This is a genomic window from Streptomyces mutabilis (assembly GCF_046628145.1).
Lineage (GTDB): Bacteria > Actinomycetota > Actinomycetes > Streptomycetales > Streptomycetaceae > Streptomyces > Streptomyces mutabilis.
In genome coordinates this window covers 5,451,548-5,468,264 of record NZ_CP176874.1, presented here as the reverse complement: position 1 = coordinate 5,468,264, position 16,717 = coordinate 5,451,548, and the positions used below count along the sequence as shown (strand labels likewise).

The 16,717-nt window shown below is 71.5% G+C and carries 16 protein-coding genes and 1 pseudogene; 6 read left to right on the top strand and 11 right to left on the bottom strand.

Features of this window, described 5'->3' with window-relative positions:
* Nucleotides 1-68 precede the first annotated feature (68 nt).
* Nucleotides 69-1,097: a helix-turn-helix domain-containing protein gene (locus tag ACLIN4_RS24815; RefSeq protein ID WP_307652075.1), complete on the bottom strand. Its 1,029-nt coding sequence runs from the start codon at nt 1,095-1,097 to the stop codon at nt 69-71.
* 157 nt (nt 1,098-1,254) lie between these two features.
* On the opposite strand from ACLIN4_RS24815, the gene ACLIN4_RS24810 reads away from it, so the two are divergent.
* Together ACLIN4_RS24810 and ACLIN4_RS24805 are read left to right on the top strand one after the other, a co-directional pair.
* On the top strand, nt 1,255-2,670 hold the full coding sequence (locus tag ACLIN4_RS24810) for an MFS transporter (protein WP_411576244.1): 1,416 nt from the start codon (nt 1,255-1,257) through the stop codon (nt 2,668-2,670).
* A 130-nt stretch (nt 2,671-2,800) separates the two neighbouring features.
* On the top strand, nt 2,801-3,358 hold the full coding sequence (locus tag ACLIN4_RS24805) for a glycoside hydrolase family 25 protein (protein WP_107478153.1): 558 nt from the start codon (nt 2,801-2,803) through the stop codon (nt 3,356-3,358).
* 58 nt (nt 3,359-3,416) lie between these two features.
* On the opposite strand, the gene ACLIN4_RS24800 is transcribed toward ACLIN4_RS24805, so the two are convergent.
* A complete protein-coding gene (locus tag ACLIN4_RS24800; protein ID WP_107478154.1) occupies nt 3,417-3,629 on the bottom strand; it encodes an EF-hand domain-containing protein in 213 nt (70 codons plus the stop codon).
* Nucleotides 3,630-3,736: 107 nt separating this feature from the next.
* On the opposite strand from ACLIN4_RS24800, the pseudogene ACLIN4_RS24795 reads away from it, so the two are divergent.
* Nucleotides 3,737-3,867 (top strand): annotated as a pseudogene (locus tag ACLIN4_RS24795) (GNAT family N-acetyltransferase); the annotation flags it as partial.
* Between the two features lie 10 nt (nt 3,868-3,877).
* Here ACLIN4_RS24795 and ACLIN4_RS24790 read toward each other — a convergent pair.
* From ACLIN4_RS24790 to ACLIN4_RS24770, 5 genes are all read right to left on the bottom strand, one after another.
* The gene (locus tag ACLIN4_RS24790) at nt 3,878-4,489 is read right to left on the bottom strand and encodes an ADP-ribosyltransferase (RefSeq protein ID WP_269957125.1); all 612 of its coding nucleotides are present in this window, start codon (nt 4,487-4,489) and stop codon (nt 3,878-3,880) included.
* A gap of 98 nt (nt 4,490-4,587) precedes the next feature.
* Entirely contained in the window at nt 4,588-5,091 is a 504-nt protein-coding gene (locus ACLIN4_RS24785) for an ATP-binding protein (protein WP_179342491.1), read from the bottom strand.
* Nucleotides 5,092-5,394: 303 nt separating this feature from the next.
* On the bottom strand, nt 5,395-6,162 hold the full coding sequence (locus ACLIN4_RS24780; RefSeq protein WP_107478157.1) for an enoyl-CoA hydratase/isomerase family protein: 768 nt from the start codon (nt 6,160-6,162) through the stop codon (nt 5,395-5,397).
* 88 nt (nt 6,163-6,250) lie between these two features.
* On the bottom strand, nt 6,251-7,513 hold the full coding sequence (locus ACLIN4_RS24775; RefSeq protein ID WP_411576243.1) for a L,D-transpeptidase: 1,263 nt from the start codon (nt 7,511-7,513) through the stop codon (nt 6,251-6,253).
* A 177-nt stretch (nt 7,514-7,690) separates the two neighbouring features.
* Nucleotides 7,691-8,929, bottom strand: coding sequence for a L,D-transpeptidase (locus tag ACLIN4_RS24770; protein WP_289911565.1), 1,239 nt, complete (start codon nt 8,927-8,929; stop codon nt 7,691-7,693).
* A gap of 169 nt (nt 8,930-9,098) precedes the next feature.
* On the opposite strand from ACLIN4_RS24770, the gene glgX reads away from it, so the two are divergent.
* The 3 genes from glgX (at nt 9,099) to ACLIN4_RS24755 (ending at nt 13,016) form a co-directional block, all read left to right on the top strand.
* Nucleotides 9,099-11,366, top strand: a complete 2,268-nt coding sequence (gene glgX, locus ACLIN4_RS24765) for a glycogen debranching protein GlgX (protein WP_107478159.1) — start codon at nt 9,099-9,101, stop codon at nt 11,364-11,366.
* Nucleotides 11,367-11,441: 75 nt separating this feature from the next.
* A complete protein-coding gene (locus ACLIN4_RS24760; RefSeq protein WP_354671095.1) occupies nt 11,442-11,537 on the top strand; it encodes a putative leader peptide in 96 nt (31 codons plus the stop codon).
* An 81-nt stretch (nt 11,538-11,618) separates the two neighbouring features.
* Nucleotides 11,619-13,016 carry a sulfatase gene (locus tag ACLIN4_RS24755; RefSeq protein ID WP_411576242.1) on the top strand — a complete coding sequence of 466 codons (1,398 nt, stop codon included), beginning with the start codon at nt 11,619-11,621 and terminating at the stop codon, nt 13,014-13,016.
* A gap of 70 nt (nt 13,017-13,086) precedes the next feature.
* On the opposite strand, the gene ACLIN4_RS24750 is transcribed toward ACLIN4_RS24755, so the two are convergent.
* Genes ACLIN4_RS24750 through ACLIN4_RS24735 form a run of 4 tightly spaced genes read right to left on the bottom strand, consistent with a single transcriptional unit; the run spans nt 13,087 to nt 16,652 of the window.
* The gene (locus tag ACLIN4_RS24750; RefSeq protein WP_290014086.1) at nt 13,087-13,731 is read right to left on the bottom strand and encodes a response regulator; all 645 of its coding nucleotides are present in this window, start codon (nt 13,729-13,731) and stop codon (nt 13,087-13,089) included.
* Nucleotides 13,721-14,977 carry a sensor histidine kinase gene (locus ACLIN4_RS24745; protein WP_107478162.1) on the bottom strand — a complete coding sequence of 419 codons (1,257 nt, stop codon included), beginning with the start codon at nt 14,975-14,977 and terminating at the stop codon, nt 13,721-13,723. Before ACLIN4_RS24745 ends, ACLIN4_RS24750 begins: the two co-directional genes overlap by 11 nt.
* 26 nt (nt 14,978-15,003) lie before the next feature.
* Entirely contained in the window at nt 15,004-15,753 is a 750-nt protein-coding gene (locus ACLIN4_RS24740; RefSeq protein ID WP_290014087.1) for an ABC transporter permease, read from the bottom strand.
* Nucleotides 15,750-16,652 (bottom strand): ABC transporter ATP-binding protein, encoded by a 903-nt coding sequence (locus ACLIN4_RS24735; protein WP_179342492.1) that lies wholly within the window; start codon nt 16,650-16,652, stop codon nt 15,750-15,752. Before ACLIN4_RS24735 ends, ACLIN4_RS24740 begins: the two co-directional genes overlap by 4 nt.
* Between the last annotated feature and the right edge of the window lie 65 nt (nt 16,653-16,717).

Below are 16,717 nucleotides of genomic sequence, written 5' to 3'. Positions count from 1 at the left end.
GCGTCAGGTCCTCGACCTCGCACCGGACAGGCTGGCCGCGACGGTGTGCCGGCGAGTGGGACGCGACATCACCGCGCAGGAGTGGCACACGTACGTCCCTGACGCGCCCTACCGGAGTCTGTGCTGAGCCCGGCCTTCCTGTACTCGCTGGGAGGGACGCCGTAAGCGGCCCGGAAGGCGCGGCTGAAGTGCGCCGACGTGGTGAATCCACAGCGGGCCGCGATCGTCTGGACCGGCGTGTCGAGCAGGGCCGGGTCGACGAGGTCCCGGCGGGCCTTGTCGAGGCGCCGGTGGCGGATGAGAGCGGCCACGGTGACGCCCTCCTGCTGGAACAGACGGTGCAGGTGCCGGCTGGAGATGTGGTGTGCCGCCGCGACCGTCTGCGGAGTGAGCCGGGGATCGTGGAAGTTGTGCAGGATGAAGGAGCGGATGGTCAGGACGAGATTGCGGGTGCGGGTCTCCGGGGGCAGGGCCGCCTCGGCGTCCAGCTCGTGGGAGATCAGCCCGGCCACCAGATCGACCAGCACACTGTTGAGTCGCGGCGCGTCGGACGGCCGGTAGGCGTCCGGCTCGTCGGTCACATGGCTGATGAACCGCGTCAACAGCGCACCGAAACCCCGCCGGCCGGACAGCCGTCGGCCGAGCACGCCGTCCAGGGCCCCGGCGCCGGGCAGGTGGAGCCGGGACTTGGGGATCTCGACGCCTACGCCCACCAGTGGCCGCTCGGCGTGCGAGCGGACGTCGTAGGGGCGGGAGGTGTCGAGGAAGTAGAGGTCGTACGGGTCGTTGACACTGCGGTGGCCGCCGCGGTCGACGTGGACCGTCCCGCTGCCGGGCAGGACCAGCGACATGTGGAGAAGCTCGGGGTCGGACTGCCGGATCATCCTGGGCGTGCGCCGATACCGTGACGCGCAGACGCTCACGGGCCACAGCCACGCGTCCTCGAGGTGCAGCAGCCGCTGGCGGGCCCAGAAATCCTCGGCGCGCGGACTGGTGATCTCCGAGGGTGCCATCGTGTGCTCGAAGCGCTCCCGCCAGGAGTCGAACCGGTCGCTCCGCGAAAGGGCATCCGTCCGGAACTCCGACTCGGTCAGCACAGGCCGCCCTCCCCCTCGTACGTCCGAGCTCGGTGAGCATATCCAAGCACTCGAACGGGCCCCGCCCAGGTGTCTCACATATTGAAACCCGCTTCCCGAAAAACAAGACGCCTGAGATCGTTGCCATCCCCATGTTTCGCACATGAAAGACCGAGCAATGCCCGCACCAGCCCCCGGCTCAGCCCAGACCCCCGTCAACCCCCGGTCGCGCGTCCTCATCGCCAGCCTCATCGGCACGACGATCGAGTTCTACGACTTCTACATCTACGCGACCGCCGCCGTACTGGTCTTCCCCGAGCTCTTCTTCCCGAACAGCGACCCGACCACGGCCCTGCTGTCGTCGTTCGCCGTCTTCGGCGCCGCGATGGTCGCCCGCCCGATCGGCGCCGTCTTCTTCGGACACCTCGGCGACCGGCTCGGCCGCAAGAAGACGCTGGTGGTCTCGCTCCTCACCATGGGCATCGCCACCTTCCTCATCGGGGTACTGCCCACCTACGCGCAGGCCGGCTGGATCGCCACCGCGCTGCTGGTGCTGATGCGGCTCGCGCAGGGCTTCGCGCTCGGCGGCGAGTGGAGCGGCGCGGCGCTGGTCGCGACCGAGAACGCCCCCCGCGGCAAGCGCGCCCTGTACGGCACCTTCCCGCAGCTCGGCGCCCCGCTCGGCTTCATCATCGGCAACGGCCTCTTCCTGATCATCGGCGCGCTGCTGCCGTCCGCGGCCGGCGCCGACCCCACGCAGCCGTCCGAGGCCTTCACCAGCTGGGGCTGGCGCATCCCGTTCCTGTTCTCCGCCGTGATGGTCGCGATCGGCCTGTGGGTGCGCTCGCGGCTCGTGGAGTCGGCGGTGTTCACCAAGACGCAGGAGACCGGGAAGGTGCGCAAGCTGCCGCTGGCCACCGTGGTCCAGGGCCACTGGAAGCAGCTGATCCTCGGCACCTTCATCATGCTGGCGACGTACGTGCTCTTCTACCTGATGACCACGTTCTCGCTGAGCTACGGCCGCACCGCCGAGGACGCGGACGTGCCCGGGCTCGGCTACAGCTACACCACCTTCGTCCTGATGATGATCTTCGGCGTGCTGTTCTTCGCCGTGTTCACGCTGGTCTCCGGCCCCCTCGCCGACAAGTACGGCCGCCGCACCACCCTGATCTGGATCACGGCGGCGATCGTGGTCTTCGGCCTGGTCTGGGTGCCCCTGATCGGCCTCGGCACGCTCGGCGTGGTGCTGTGGCTGGTGCTCGGCTTCACGCTGATGGGCATGACGTTCGGCCCGATGGGCGCGCTGCTGCCCGAGCTGTTCCCGACCAGCGTGCGCTACACCGGTTCCGGCATCTCGTACAACGTCAGCTCGATCCTCGGCGCGGCCGTCGCCCCGTTCATCGCGGTGGCGCTGTGGGAGGCCGGGGACGGCTCGCCGTGGCTGGTCGGCGTCTACCTCTCCGCGATGGCGGTGCTGACGCTGATCGCACTGCTCCTCGGCAAGGAGACCAAGGACGTCTCCCTGGACGAGGGCGAGGCCGCTCCCGCCGGCGAGGACGCCCCGGCGGCCTCGGTCACCACCACCGCCCCCTGATCCGACCGGCGTTCACCACCGCCCGACGCCGGGCGTCCACGCGCCCGGCGTACGGCCGGCCGATGCCGGGCATAACAACAACCTCCGCCCCCAAGGCACTTCAGCCCCACCGGCATCCGAGGGAGTCCGCATGCTGCGCGGCATCGACGTGAGCGCGTACCAGTCCTCCAGCTACGACACGGACGGCCTCTCCTTCGTCTTCATCAAGGCGACGGAGGGCCGTTCGTACATCAACCCCAAGCTCGCGGCCCAGACGGAACGGGCCCGCGACGCCGGTCTCGTCGTCGGCTTCTACCACTTCCTGTGGCCGGGCAACCTCACGGCCCAGGCCGAGTACTTCGTCTCCAAGGCGCCCGACCGCAAGGGCGACATCCTCGCCGTCGACTGGGAGACGACGGGCGAGGGCACCCACGCGAGCAACTCGGAGAAGGACCGCTTCATCCGGAAAGTGCGGGAGCTGCGTCCCGACAATCGGGTCATTCTGTACTGCAACCGGAACTTTTGGCTGAACATCGACACGACCTCGTACGCCGGTGACGGCCTCTGGATCGCCGACTACGTGTCGGCCGGCAAGCCCCGCATCCAGGCCGAGTGGCGCTTCCACCAGTACACCGACGATCCGGTCGACACCAACGTGGCGGACTTCTCGAGCAAGGCCGCGCTGAAGAAGTGGGCGGACGGCGCCTGACCGGACACACCGAGGGGGCGCCCCCCGGTGACCGGACGGGCGCCCCCTCGTGGGGTCGCTACTTGTTCAGGTGCGCCCAGAACTCGTCGAACGACAGCAGCTTGTCGCCGTCGAGGTCGCGGCCGGCGATGATCGCCTCGGCCACCGACTCGGTGACGTTCCAGTCGCCGCCCTGGGCCAGCGCGGTCTTGAACTCGGCCGCGGTGATGAAGCCGTCACCGTCCGTGTCGATCCGCTCGAACTGCTTGCGTGCTTCCTCGATGTCCGCCACCGGTCCGCCCCTCATTTCCGTGCTCTGCTCGTCCTGTGGACGCGTCTGACGCAGGTCAGATTAGCTGCCCGTGCGGGCGCCCAGTGCGGCGACCACCCACCCGAACCGCGGCGCGGCGCCCGGCCGAGGGCGAGCCGGTGTGGGCGCAGGTCGCGGCGGGAACGCCCGCGGTCTGCGGGCGTTCCAGGCGGCGGGCTACCGGCCGGTGGGAGCGGAGGCGCTGCCGCTGCGGCCCTGAGCGGTGTCGCTCAGTGCCAGGGCTTGTAGTGCGGGTTGCTCTCGCACTCGCTCATGATCTCGGTCTTGGTCTGCCGGTCGACCGGGCAGACGCCGATGATGTACTGGCGCTTGATGCCGCCGGGGAAGGCGACCTCTACCTGGTCGGCCCACTTGTGGGTGTCGCCGATGGTCTTGTTGACGTCGATGCCTCCGGGGGCGTCGACGTAGTAGTTGTAGCCGGACTTGTACCAGGTCTTGTAGAGGTCGTGGTCGTAGGTGGTCGAGACGTACGGCGAGGGCTGGTTGACGAGGACGTACTTCTCGACGTCGTACTGGCCGTTGTGGACGTCCTTGGCGTGGAAGCCCTCTTCGAAGACGACCTGCGGGCCGCGGCTGTCGCTGCGGTAGAGGGTGCCGCACGTGGTCCGCCAGACCGGCTCGGGTGTGATGCGGTCGAGGTCCACGCCGGGGTCGGCGGCGGCCTTGAGCTTGTCGTCGAACTGCGGGCAGGCGGGGGCGGCCTTGGCGGGGGCCGTCGTCGTGGCCGCCGTTCCGGGGGCGGTGGCGGCCGTGGTGGCGAGGACGGCGGACAGGGACAGGACGGCGGCGGCGCCCCGGCGGCGCAGGCGAGTGGTGAACATGCGGCTTACGATCCCGGGTGCGGAGCGACAGGCTCCGGACCTTCACCCGTAGGTGGCGTGTCCGGCGAACCGCCTTGCCCTCGGGGGGAGATGGCCCCTCAGCGGTCGGCCACTCGCATCTCGAACCAGGTCGTCTTGCCGCGCGGCAGCAGGTCGACGCCCCAGCGGTCGGACAGCTTGTCGACGAGGAAGAGGCCGCGCCCGCTGATGTCCGTGTCCTGCACCGGCATCAGACACGGCAGTCCCCGGGAGGGGTCGCGGACCTCGACGCGGATCCAGCCTGGGCGGCGGCGCATGTGGAGGCCGAAGACGCGGGCTCCGGTGTGGCGTACGGCGTTGCCCACCAGCTCGGAGACGAGCAGGACGGTGTCCTCCGTGACGCGGGGGCCGAGTTGCCACTGACGCAGGGCGATGACCTGGGCCAGTCGGCGGGCGGTGGCGGCGGACTCGGGGCGGGACGGTAACGGAACTTCGCGCTCCGTGGGATTGCCGTACAACTCCAGCGCCTTGAGCGCGTGTTCGTCCTCGACCGCCGGCGACCAGCGCGCCGCGGTCGCACGTCCGGCTCCCCGCGGCTGTTCCATACCCTCCAGCCCCGCCATGCCCCCATCATGGCCGCCCTCGGCGGGCTCCGGGGCCGTTCCCGGGGAATACACCCCCGCGAAGCCCCGGCCCGGTGACGGTCGATCGGCATATGCCACAGGCAGTTCGGGACCGGAAACAGCCCCACTGACCTGCGCGGACGGCTCGGCCGGAGACAAGCGACGGACTCCCTCGACAAGACGCGCTTAATGGTGCGTTAAGGCTGCCATAAACCGCCCCATCGAGGGACACCGAATCAGACACCGCGTCAATTGCAAGTGGGCCGGCCGCACTTCGGAGGGACAGTGCGTGGGCGGGCCCCGCTAGAGGAACTTCGCCTTCCCGGGACCCTCTTCCACAAAGCTGCGCATCCCGCGTTCGCGGTCCTCGGTCGCGAACAGACCCGCGAACCAGTTCCGCTCGACGGCGAGACCGGTCTCGATGTCCGTCTCCAGGCCGGTGTCGATCGACTCCTTCGCCGCGCGCAGCGCGATCGCGGGCCCCTTGGCGAGCCGCGCGGCCCAGGCGTGCGCCTGCTCGTAGACCTCGGCGGCCGGTACGACGCGGTCCACCAGGCCGAGCGCGAGCGCCTCGTCGGCCCTGACCTGGCGCCCGGTGAAGATGAGGTCCTTGGCCTTGGAGGGACCGATCAGCCGGGACAGCCGCTGGGTGCCGCCCGCGCCGGGGATCAGGCCGAGCAGGATCTCGGGCTGGCCCAGCTTGGCGTTCTCCCCGGCGATGCGGAAGTCGGCGCAGAGCGCCAGCTCGCAGCCGCCGCCGAGGGCGTACCCGGTGACCGCCGCGACCACCGGCTTGGGGATGCGGGCCACCGCCGTGAAGGAGTCCTGCAGGGCGCGGGCGCGAGCGATCATCGCCGCGTGGTCCATCACCTGCATCTCCTTGATGTCCGCGCCCGCCGCGAACACCTTCTCGCCGCCGTACACGACGACGGCGCGTACGTCGTCGCGGCGCGTGACCTCCTCGGCGAGTTCCTTGAGCCGGTCCTGGGTTGCGATGTCGAGGGCGTTCATGGGCGGGCGGTTCAGGCGCAGCGTGCCGACGCCGTCCGCGACTTCCAGTTCAACGGTCATGCCAGCAGGTTAACGGCGACTAACGACGGCGGCCCCGGTGCCGTACCTCACATCGAGGACGGGCACCGGGGCCGTACGGGGGTGGAGGCTACGCCTTCCACTTCTCCCAGGACATGTTCCAGCCGTTGAGGCCGTTGTCCGGGGCGATGGTCGCGTCGTTGGAGTTCTTCACCACGACCACGTCGCCGATGAGCGAGTTCTCGAAGAACCAGGCGGCCGGCGCCTTCTCGTCCCAGCCGCCGCGCACGTCGCGCAGACCTATGCAGCCGTGGCTGGAGTTGCGGTTGCCGAAGGCGTCGCCGCCCCAGTAGTTGCCGTGGATGAAGGTGCCGGAGGTGGACAGGCGCATGGCGTGCGGGACGTCCTTGATGTCGTACTCGCCGCCGTAGCCGACCGTCTCGCCGTTCATGCGGGTCACGGGGAGCCGCTCGGTGATGACCATCTGGCCGTTCCAGGTCTCGTAGCCGGGCGCGCCGGTGGTGATCGGGATGGTCTTGATCGTCTTGCCGTCCCGCACGACCTTCATCGTGAGCTTCTTGGCGTCGACCACGGAGACCTGGCTGCGGCCGACGGTGAAGGAGACGGTCTTGGCCTGCTCGCCGTAGACCCCGTCGCGGCCCTCGACGCCGTCGAGGTTGAGGTCGACGGTGACCTTGGTGCCGGCCTTCCAGTACTTCTCCGGGCGGAAGTCGAGGCGGTCGTTGCCGAACCAGTGGCCCGCCACCTCGACGGCCGGCTCGGTCTTGATGCGGATGGCCTTCTCGATGTCCTCGGGGTTGGTGATGCCCCGGGTGAAGCGGATCGAGAACGGCATGCCGACGCCGACCTTCGAGCCGTCCTCGGGTGTGAAGTGGCCGATGAAGGTGTTCTTCGGCGTCAGGGTGGTGAAGCGGGAGTCCTCGGCGGCCGTGCGGCCCTCGGAGTCCTTGGCGACCGCGTGCACCGTGTACGTGGTGGCGGCGGCCAGGTGGGTGGACGGCGTCCAGGTGGCGCCGTCGCCGGATATCTTCCCGTCGACCTCCGCGCCGTCGGCGTTCTTGACGACGACCTCGGTCAGCTTGCCCTTCGTGGCGCCTATCCTGAGGGCGCCGCTGGTGTCGACGCCCTCGGCCCCGTCCTTCGGGGCGATGCTGACGACGGCCTCGGACTGCTTGCTCTGTGCCGCCGTGGAGTCCTTGGCGTTCTTGCCGCCGTCGCCCGCCCCGGCTCCCGTGCCGGACCCTCCCCCGCCGCACGCGGTGAGTGTCAGCAGCACTCCCAGTGCCAGCGCCGGCAGTGCCCTGCCGCGTCCCCTGCCGCCCCGCCCCCGGGCTCCCGCCGGCGACGCCCCCGATATCGGACGCACGTTCAACTCGTCTCCCCTCGCCGGGCCCGCTCCGGCCCGCGCCCCAGTGCGCCAACGCGCACGGGCGCATCGTAACCGCAGGCCAGGGAGGTGAGGGACAGGGAAAATGTCACCGTTCCGTACCGAGTTGACGGGCCGGTGTCGCCGGACACACGACGAGATCACGCGGGCGTCACGCCGGGGTCACTTCACCGCGCTGCCCGCCTTCCACTTCTTCCAGCTCATGTTCCAGCCGCCGAGGCCGTTGTCGGGCGCGACCGTCTTGTCCTTGCTGTTGACCACCTCGACGACGTCGCCGATGAGGCTGCGGTCGAAGAACCAGCCCGCCGGGGTGTCGGAACCGCCGCCCTTGACGTCGCGCAGCCCGACGCAGCCGTGGCTGACGTTGGCGCGGCCGAAGGTGTCGGCGGGCGCCCAGTAGTTGCCGTGCAGGAAGGTGCCGGAGCTGGTCAGACGGATGGCGTGCGGGACGTCGGGGATGTCGTACTCGCCGCCGAAGCCGACCGTGCGGCTGTTCATGCGGGTCACGTCGAGCATCTCGGTGATGACCATCTTGCCGTTGTAGGTGGGGGTCGTCGGGGCCCCCGCCGTGATCGGCACGGTGGTGAGGAGAGTGCCGTCCCGGCGTACCTCCATGGTCCGCTTGGCCGCGTCGACGAGCGAGACCTGGCTGCGGCCGACGGTGAAGGAGAACGTCTTGTGCTGGAGCCCGTACACCCCCTTCGCGCCCTCGACGTCACGCAGCTTCAGGGCGACGGTGACCTCGGTGCCGGGCTTCCAGTACTTCTCGGGGCGCAGGTCGAGGCGGTCCTTGCCGAACCAGTGGGGGCGGACCTCGACGGGGGGCTCCGCGGTCACCGTGACGGCGCGTTCGACGGCGGCGCGGTCGGTGATCCGGTCGCTGAACTGGAGCGAAACGATCATGCCGGTGCCGACGACGGAGCGGTTCTCGGGGGCGACGTAGGCGATGAAGCGCTCGTCGGGGACGTAGGTGGTGAAGGTGGTGTGCCGCGCGGAGCGGCGCCCGTGGCCGTCCAGGGCGACCGCGTCGACGGTGTACTTGGCGGCCAGGGCCAGCCGCCGGTCGTCGGGTTCCCAGCGCAGTCCGTCCTCGGAGATCCGGCCGGGGACCTCGGTCTCCTGGGCGTCCTGCGACTTGACGACCTTCACCGACTCCAGCCGGCCGTCGGGCACCCGCACCGACAGCCTCTTCTCCGGCCGGACGGCCTTGCTGCCGTCGTCCGGGGTGATGCGGATGACGTCCTCGGCGGCGGGTGGTTTGCCGAGCATCTCGCCGATGTCCGAGCCGATGCCGCCGCCGCCCGAGGTGCATCCGACGGTGCCGGCCAGCAGTCCTGCCCATGTCAGTACGGCGGCCAGAGCGGTCGCCGCGCGCCGTGCGCGCCCATGTACGTGCCTCACATCCACCCGTAACGACCGGTCCGCCCTGGGGAAACGTGAGTGCGAGCCATGCGGTGGGCAGAACACTGGGGAGGACGACGCGACAGGGTGCGGCGGTCGGGACACCGCGCGCCCTTTTCCCGTCTCCCCGTCCTGGCACGTCGTTCCACGAGCCGCAGGAGGCTGACAGGTGTCCAGCGCAGCCGAGCAGGAGGCGACGGCCGGGAAACGGGCCGCCGAGGACGGGCCGGCGCGCCCCGCCGTCCTGGTGAACGGCGCACGGCGTACCGCGCCGCCGCCCGCCGTGCCGGCGTGGCCGGGGACACCGGTGCCGCTGGGCGCCCGGTTCCGGACCGGCCCGGACGGCGTGGCGGGGACGAACTTCGCGCTGTGGGCGGGCGGGGCGGAGGCGGTCGAGCTGTGCCTCTTCGACGAGCCCGGTCCCGGTGGCAGGGAGAGCCGGGTGCGGTTGACCGAGCTGACGCACGAGATCTGGCACGGTTTCGTACCGGGTGTGCGGCCGGGGCAGCGCTACGGCTACCGGGTGCACGGCCGCTGGGACCCGTGGACCGGCGCCCGCTGGAACCCGGCGAAACTGCTGCTCGACCCGTACGCCCGCGCGGTCGACGGCGACTTCGCACTGCCCGCCGAGGTGTACGGGCACGTGCGGGACTGGCCGGAACAGCACGTGGCGGACACCGTGCGCGACGACCGCGACTCGGCGCCGTACGTCCCGAAGGGCGTCGTGGTCCACGACGACGACGACTGGTCGGACGACCGCAGGCCCAAGACCCCGTGGGCGGACTCGGTCATCTACGAGCTGCACGTGCGCGGCTTCACCAAGCTCCACCCGGACATCCCGCCCGAGCTGCGCGGCACGTACGCCGGCCTCGCGCACCCGGCCGCGATCGAACACCTGACGCGGCTGGGCGTGACGGCGGTGGAGCTGCTGCCGGTGCACCAGTTCGCGCACGAGAGCCACCTGCTGGAGCGCGGCCTGAAGAACTACTGGGGCTACAACTCCGTCGGCTACTTCGCCCCGCACGCCGCCTACGCCGCCTCCGGCACCACCGGTGAGCAGGTCGGCGAGTTCAAGCGGATGGTCCGCGCGCTGCACGCGGCGGGCATCGAGGTCATCCTCGACGTGGTCTACAACCACACGGCGGAGGCGGGCGAGCTGGGCCCGACGCTCTCCCTGAAGGGCATCGACAACCGCGGCTACTACCGCCTCCAGCCCGACGCGCGCCGCTACGCCGACTACACCGGCTGCGGCAACACCCTGCACGTCGTCCAGCCGCACGTGCTGCGCCTGATCACCGACTCCCTGCGGTACTGGGTGACGGAGATGGGCGTGGACGGCTTCCGCTTCGACCTGGCGGCGGCGCTGGCCCGCTCGATGCACGACGTCGACATGCTCTCCCCCTTCCTCGCGGTGATCGCGCAGGACCCGGTGCTGCGGCGGGTGAAGCTGATCGCCGAGCCGTGGGACGTGGGCTCGGGCGGCTACCAGGTCGGCGCCTTCCCGCCCCTGTGGACGGAGTGGAACGACCGCTACCGCAACGCGGTGAGGGACTTCTGGCGGCACGCGCTGCCCGACGTCCGGGAGATGGGCTACCGCCTGTCGGGCTCCAGCGACCTGTACGCGTGGGGCGGCCGGCGCCCGTACGCCTCGGTCAACTTCGTCACCGCGCACGACGGCTTCACCCTCCGCGACCTGGTCTCCTACGAGCGCAAGCACAACGAGGCCAACGGCGAGGGCAACCGGGACGGCACGGACGACAACCGGTCCTGGAACTGCGGCACGGAGGGGGAGACCGACGACGAAGGGGTACGGGCGCTCAGGCGCCGCCAGCTGCGCAATCTCCTGACCACCCTCCTCCTGTCGACCGGGGTGCCGATGCTGGTCGCGGGCGACGAGTTCGGCCGCACGCAGCGCGGCAGCAACAACGCCTACTGCCAGGACAACGAGATCAGCTGGCTGGACTGGAGCCTGCTGGACGACCCGGAGTGGCGGCCCCTGTTCGAGCTGACCTCCCGGCTGATCGCGCTGCGCCACCGGCACCCGGTGCTGCGCCGCCGGGCCTTCTTCTCCGGCCGCGCGCACTCCGCGGACGGCCTGCGCGACCTGGCCTGGTTCACGGCGCGGGGCACCGAGATGACCGAACAGGACTGGTACGCCCCCGCCGCCACCCTCGGCATGTTCCTCTCCGGGCGGGACATCCCGGGCCGGGACGAGCGCGGCGCGCCGATCGCCGACGACAGCTTCCTGGCCGTCCTGCACGCCGGGGAGCACCCCGCCGCCTTCGTCCTGCCGGCCGAGCCGTGGGCCCGGCGGTACGAGGTGGTCGTCGACACCAGCGACGAGGCGCAGGCCGATGCGCCGGGCGGTGGGCATCCGGCGGGGGCGGAGATCACGGTGGAGGCGCGGTCGGTGCTGCTGCTGCGGGTGGCGGGCTAGCGCTCGTTTCGGCTCCGTGAACTCGGCGGTGATCTCCTTGACCGGCTGATCGCCCGGCTGGCAGCGTCCGGGGGCATGAGGTCCCCCGCTGCCCGGCGTCGCACGGGCGTCGCACTCGTGGTGCGGCGCCACGTCGACCTGTGCCGGCAGTCCAGCGCCGTCTGTCGCTGACCCTCGCTGCTCACCGCCCTTCCGGCCTCGTGGCCGAGGGCCCTTCCTCTTTCGCTCCCTTCTCACCTCCAGGGATGACGCATGCCCGAAATCTCCCGTCGTGCCTTCGGCGGACTGCTGGGCGGCGGCGCGGTGACGGCCGTGGCCGGCGCCTCCGCGACCGCCGCCGCTCCCGCTGAACGCCCCTTCCGGTCCCGCCCCGGCGCCGCCCGCCCCCGCAGACGTCCCAACATCCTCTTCATCCTGGGCGACGACCTGGGCTGGGCCGATCTCTCGTCCTACGGCGCCCCGCACATCCGCACGCCCCACCTCGACCGCCTCGCCGCCCAGGGCGTCCGCTTCACCCAGGGCTACTCCGGGTCGGCGACCTGCTCCCCGACGCGGTTCAGCCTGTACACGGGCCGCCACCCGGGACGCGCCGCGGGCGGCCTGGCCGAGCCGCTGGGCAACCGCGCGCAGGGCCTGGACCCGGACCACCCCACGCTGGCCTCCCTTCTGAAGGACGCGGGTTACGCCACGGCCCTCATAGGCAAGTGGCACTGCGGCTGGCTGCCGGACTACAGCCCCACCAAGTCCGGCTGGGACGAGTTCTTCGGCAACTTCGGCGGCGCGCTGGAGTACTTCTCCAAGCTGGGCCAGCTGGGCGACTACGACCTGTACGAGGGCGACGCCACCTACGAGGACCTGCGCTACTACACCACCGTCCTCACCGAGCGGGCCGTCGAGTACGTCGGCCGCGACCACCACCGGCCCTGGCTGCTCAACCTCAACTTCACCACCCCGCACTGGCCGTGGCTGACCGAGGAGGACGCGGAGACCGGCGCGCGGATCGCGGCGGAGATCCGCTCCGGCACGGTGCTGGGCGCGTTGCGGCACGACGACGGCGGCTCGGTGGAGAAGTACCGGGAGATGGTCGAGAACCTGGACGCCTCGGTCGGGCGGGTGCTCGCCGCGCTGCGCCGCTCGGGCCAGGAGGAGAACACGCTCGTCGTCTTCGCCAGTGACAACGGCGGTGAGCGCTTCTCGTACCAGTGGCCGCTCAGCGGCGGGAAGTCGGAGCTGCTGGAGGGCGGCATCCGGGTGCCGACCGTCCTGCGCTGGCCCGCCGGCGTGGACGCCCGCCAGGTCAGCCACGTGCCGGTGTACTCACCGGACTGGACGGCGACCCTGCTGGAGCTGGGCGGCGCCCGTCCTCATCCGGCGTACCCGCTGGACGGCCACAGCCTGGCCGGATACCTCCTGCGCGGCGAGGAGGTGCCCGAACGCGACCTGTTCTGGCGGGTGCGGGGCAACCGGGCGCTCAGGCGTGGCGACTGGAAGTACTACCGGGACGCGGACGGCCGGGACCACCTGTACGACCTCGGCACCGACGTCCGCGAGCAGGCCGACCGCGCCGCCGAGCGGCCCGAGCTGCTGGCCGAGTTGCGGACGGCCTGGGAGAGGGTGGACGGCACGCTGCTGCCGTATCCGGCGGCCTGAGCGGCGCGGCGACCGGGCGGGTCCCGTCTCGGTGGCCGCGGGCCCTGTCGCGGCGACCGCGGGCCCTGCCTCAGCCGAGGATGCCCCGGTCGTAGCCCGCCGCCACCGCGGCGGCGCGGTCGTTGACGCCCAGCTTGGCGTACAGGTGGGTGAGGTGGGTCTTCACGGTCGCCTCGCTGATGAACAGTTCACGGGCGATCTCCTTGTTGGAGGTGCCGCGGGCGACCAGGGCGAGCACCTCGCGCTCACGGGCGGAGAGTGCTTCGCCGCCGGGCCCCCTGGGTGTGCGGACCGCGGAGACCAGACGGGTGGCGACGGCCGGGGAGAGGACGGTACGGCCCTGGGCGGCGGCCCGGACGGCGGTGAACAGTTCGTCGCGGGGCGCGTCCTTGAGGAGGTAGCCGGTCGCGCCGGCCTCGATCGCGGGCAGTGTGTCGGAGTCGGTGTCGTACGTGGTGAGGACGAGGATCTTGGCGCGGGCGCCGCGCCGGGCCAGTTCGCGGATGGCGTCCACGCCCGATCCGCCCGGCATCCGCAGGTCCATGAGGATCACGTCCGGGTCGAGTGCGGCGGCCCGCGCCAGCGCCTCGACGCCGTTCTCCGCCTCGCCGAGGACGCGGAAGCCGGGCGCGGAGTCGAACATGCCGCGCAGGCCGTCGCGTACGACGGGGTGGTCGTCGACGATGAGGAGGGAGATCACGGCGTCATCCGTCATGGCGGACCAACGGTACGCGAGCCGAGACGGCCGTGCCCTGGCCGGGTTCCGCCTCGACGGTCAGCGAACCGGCGATGCGCTCGGCGCGGGCCCGCATGCCGTCGAGGCCGAAGCCGCCGGTGCGGGTGCGTGCGGGGAGGGCGAGCGGGTCGAAGCCCCGGCCGTCGTCGCGGATGTCGAGGGTGACCTCGTCGCCCATGTAGGAGAGGGTGACGCCGGCCCGGTCGGCGGCGGCGTGCCGGGCGGTGTTGGACAGGGCCTCCTGGGCGATGCGCAGGAGGGTGGCCGCCACCTCGTCGTGCAGGGGCTCCGCGGTGCCGGTGACGGTGAACCCCGCCTGGACGCCGGTACGTTCGCCCCATTCCGTCACCGTCTTGTGCAGGGCGCCCGGCAGCCCGTCGTCGGCCAGGGCGACCGGGGAGAGGTTGTGCACGGAGCGGCGGGCCTCGCCGAGGCTGTGGCGGGCCAGGGCCAGGGCCCGGTCCGTGTGCTCGCGCGCGAGGTCCGCGTCCCGGGTGTTCGCGACGACCTGGAGCTGGGCGATGATGCCCGTCAGGCCCTGGGCGAGGGTGTCGTGGATCTCGGCGGCCAGCCGACGGCGTTCGTCGGCGACTCCGGCTTCCCGGGCCTGGACGAGCAACTGGGCGTGCAGGGCCGCGTTCTCGTCGAGGGCCTGCTGCAAGGCGGTGTTGGTGCGCTCCAGTTCGGCGATGGCCGCGGCCTGGGTGCGGGTACGTTCCTCCTCGCGGGCGGTGAGGTGGCCGAAGACGGCGATCATGCCGAGGTGGACGCCGAGCAGCGCCCCGAACACCCCCCAGCCGAGCGGCCCGTGCGGGGGCAGTCCGCCCGACTGGGAGCCGGCGATCGTCACGGCGGTGACGAGCAGGCCGGGCTTCAGCAGCCGAGGGGGGAGCAGGCGGTCGGCGTCGAAGTAGCCGACGGCGGCGAGGAAGGCGAAGAACGGGTTCAGCCAGCTCAGCGCGAAGGTGGCGGCCGCGCGGACGAGGTAGTAGCAGGCCGAGACCGGTGACCGGACGGCCCGGGTGCGGGCGGACCGCCGGTCCCACCACAGCTGCCACAGCAGTACGAACCCGACGAGCACGGCGGTGGCGTACCGCTCGGCCTGCCCCATGCCGATGACGTCCATGGTCGCGCTGGTGAGCGCGGTGCCGACGCCGAGCATCGCGTACGGCCCCCAGCGGCGGACGGTCGCCCAGCGTTGTTCGACTCCCGCCACGTCCGCCATGGCACCAGTGTGGGTCACGGCGGCGCTCACTCCCAGCGGAACCAGCGCGATGCCGCCGCCGTGAGCAGCACCGTCCAGGCCGCCAGCACGCCGAGGTGGGTCCAGCCCGGCCAGGCACCCGTCGCGGAGTCGTTCAGGGCCTGCGCGGCGGCGCCGAACGGGGTCCAGCCGACGATGTCCGCCAGCAGGTCCGGCATGGCCTCCACCGGCAGCCACACGCCCGCGCAGAACATCGCGGGGAAGAGCGCGGTCGACCCGATCGCGGTGGCGATCTTCGTCGTGCGCGACAGGGCGGAGAGCAGGGCTCCCAGGGAGAGGGAGGCTCCCAGGGCCAGCAGCAGGGCGAGCAGGTAGCCGAACGGCTGCGCCGGCAGCGTCACGTCGAAGGCGAGTCGGCCGACCGTGAGGGTGACCAGGGCGGAGAGCAGCGCGGCGCCGCCGAACACCAGCATCTGCGCGGTCAGCAGGGCCGACGGGCGTACCGGCGTGGTGGACATCCGGCGCAGGATGCCGTTCTCCCGGTAGCCGGTGATCGTGGGCGGCATGCCCTGCAGTCCGCCGACGATCAACCCGAGCAGGACGGCCACCGGCACGTAGGCGTCGACCGGCCGCAGGCCGCCGAGGTTCGGGTCGGACTCGCGGAAGGACGGGACGGAGCCCAGGATCACCAGCAGCAGGGTGGGGAAGAGCAGGATCCAGAAGACGCCGCCGGGTTCGCGCCCGAAGAGGCGGATCTCCGTCCTGAGTACGGCGGTGTTGACGACGTCGGTGCTCATGCCGTGGCCTCCGTGAGGTCCAGGAAGGCGTCGTCCAGCGTGGCGTCGGTGACGCGCAGCTGGTGGGCGGTGACGCGGGTTCGGGCGAGGAGGGTGATGACGGCGTTGACCGTCTCGTCGGTGCCGGACAGGGTGACACGGCCGTCCTTGCGGTGGACCGACGCGAGCTCCGGCAGGGAGTTGAGATCGTGGTCGTCCAGCGGGGCGGACGGGGTGAAGCTGATGACGGTGGCGCCCGCCGACCGGCGGATCAGGCCGGCCGGGGTGTCCAGGGCGGCGACCCGCCCCTTGTCGATGACCGCGATGCGGTCGCACAGGCGCTGCGCCTCCTCCATGAAGTGGGTGACCAGCAGGACGGTGACGCCGCCCGCGCGGATGTCCTCGACGATCTGCCAGGTGTCCCGGCGGGCGCGTGGGTCGAGGCCGGTGGTCAGCTCGTCCAGCACGACGATCCGGGGGCTGCCGACCAGAGCGAGCGCGATGGACAGGCGCTGCTTCTGGCCGCCCGAGAGCTTGGCGAACCGGGTGTCCATCTTCGGGGTGAGGCCGAGGCGTTCGGCGAGCGGGCGCCAGTCGGCGGGCTCGGGGTAGAAGGCGGCGTACAGCTCCAGTGCCTCGCGGACGGTGAGTTTGGGCTGGAGTTCGCTCTTCTGGAGCTGGGCGCCGAGGACGCGGGTGACCTCCTCGTGGTCGGCGACGGGGTCGAGGCCGGTGACGCGGACACGGCCCGCGTCGGGGACGCGCAGGCCCGCGACGCACTCGACGGTGGTGGTCTTGCCGGCGCCGTTCGGGCCGAGGACGCCGAAGATCTCCCCCTCCTCGACGGCGAACGACACACCGTCGACGGCGGGGTGACCGCCGTAGGACTTGCGCAGGTCGGTGACTTCGATGACGGGCATGGCACCAGCGTCCCGGGGTGCGGGTGCCCGGCACATCGGCCGTCGCGCTCGAAGGCGCATCAGCC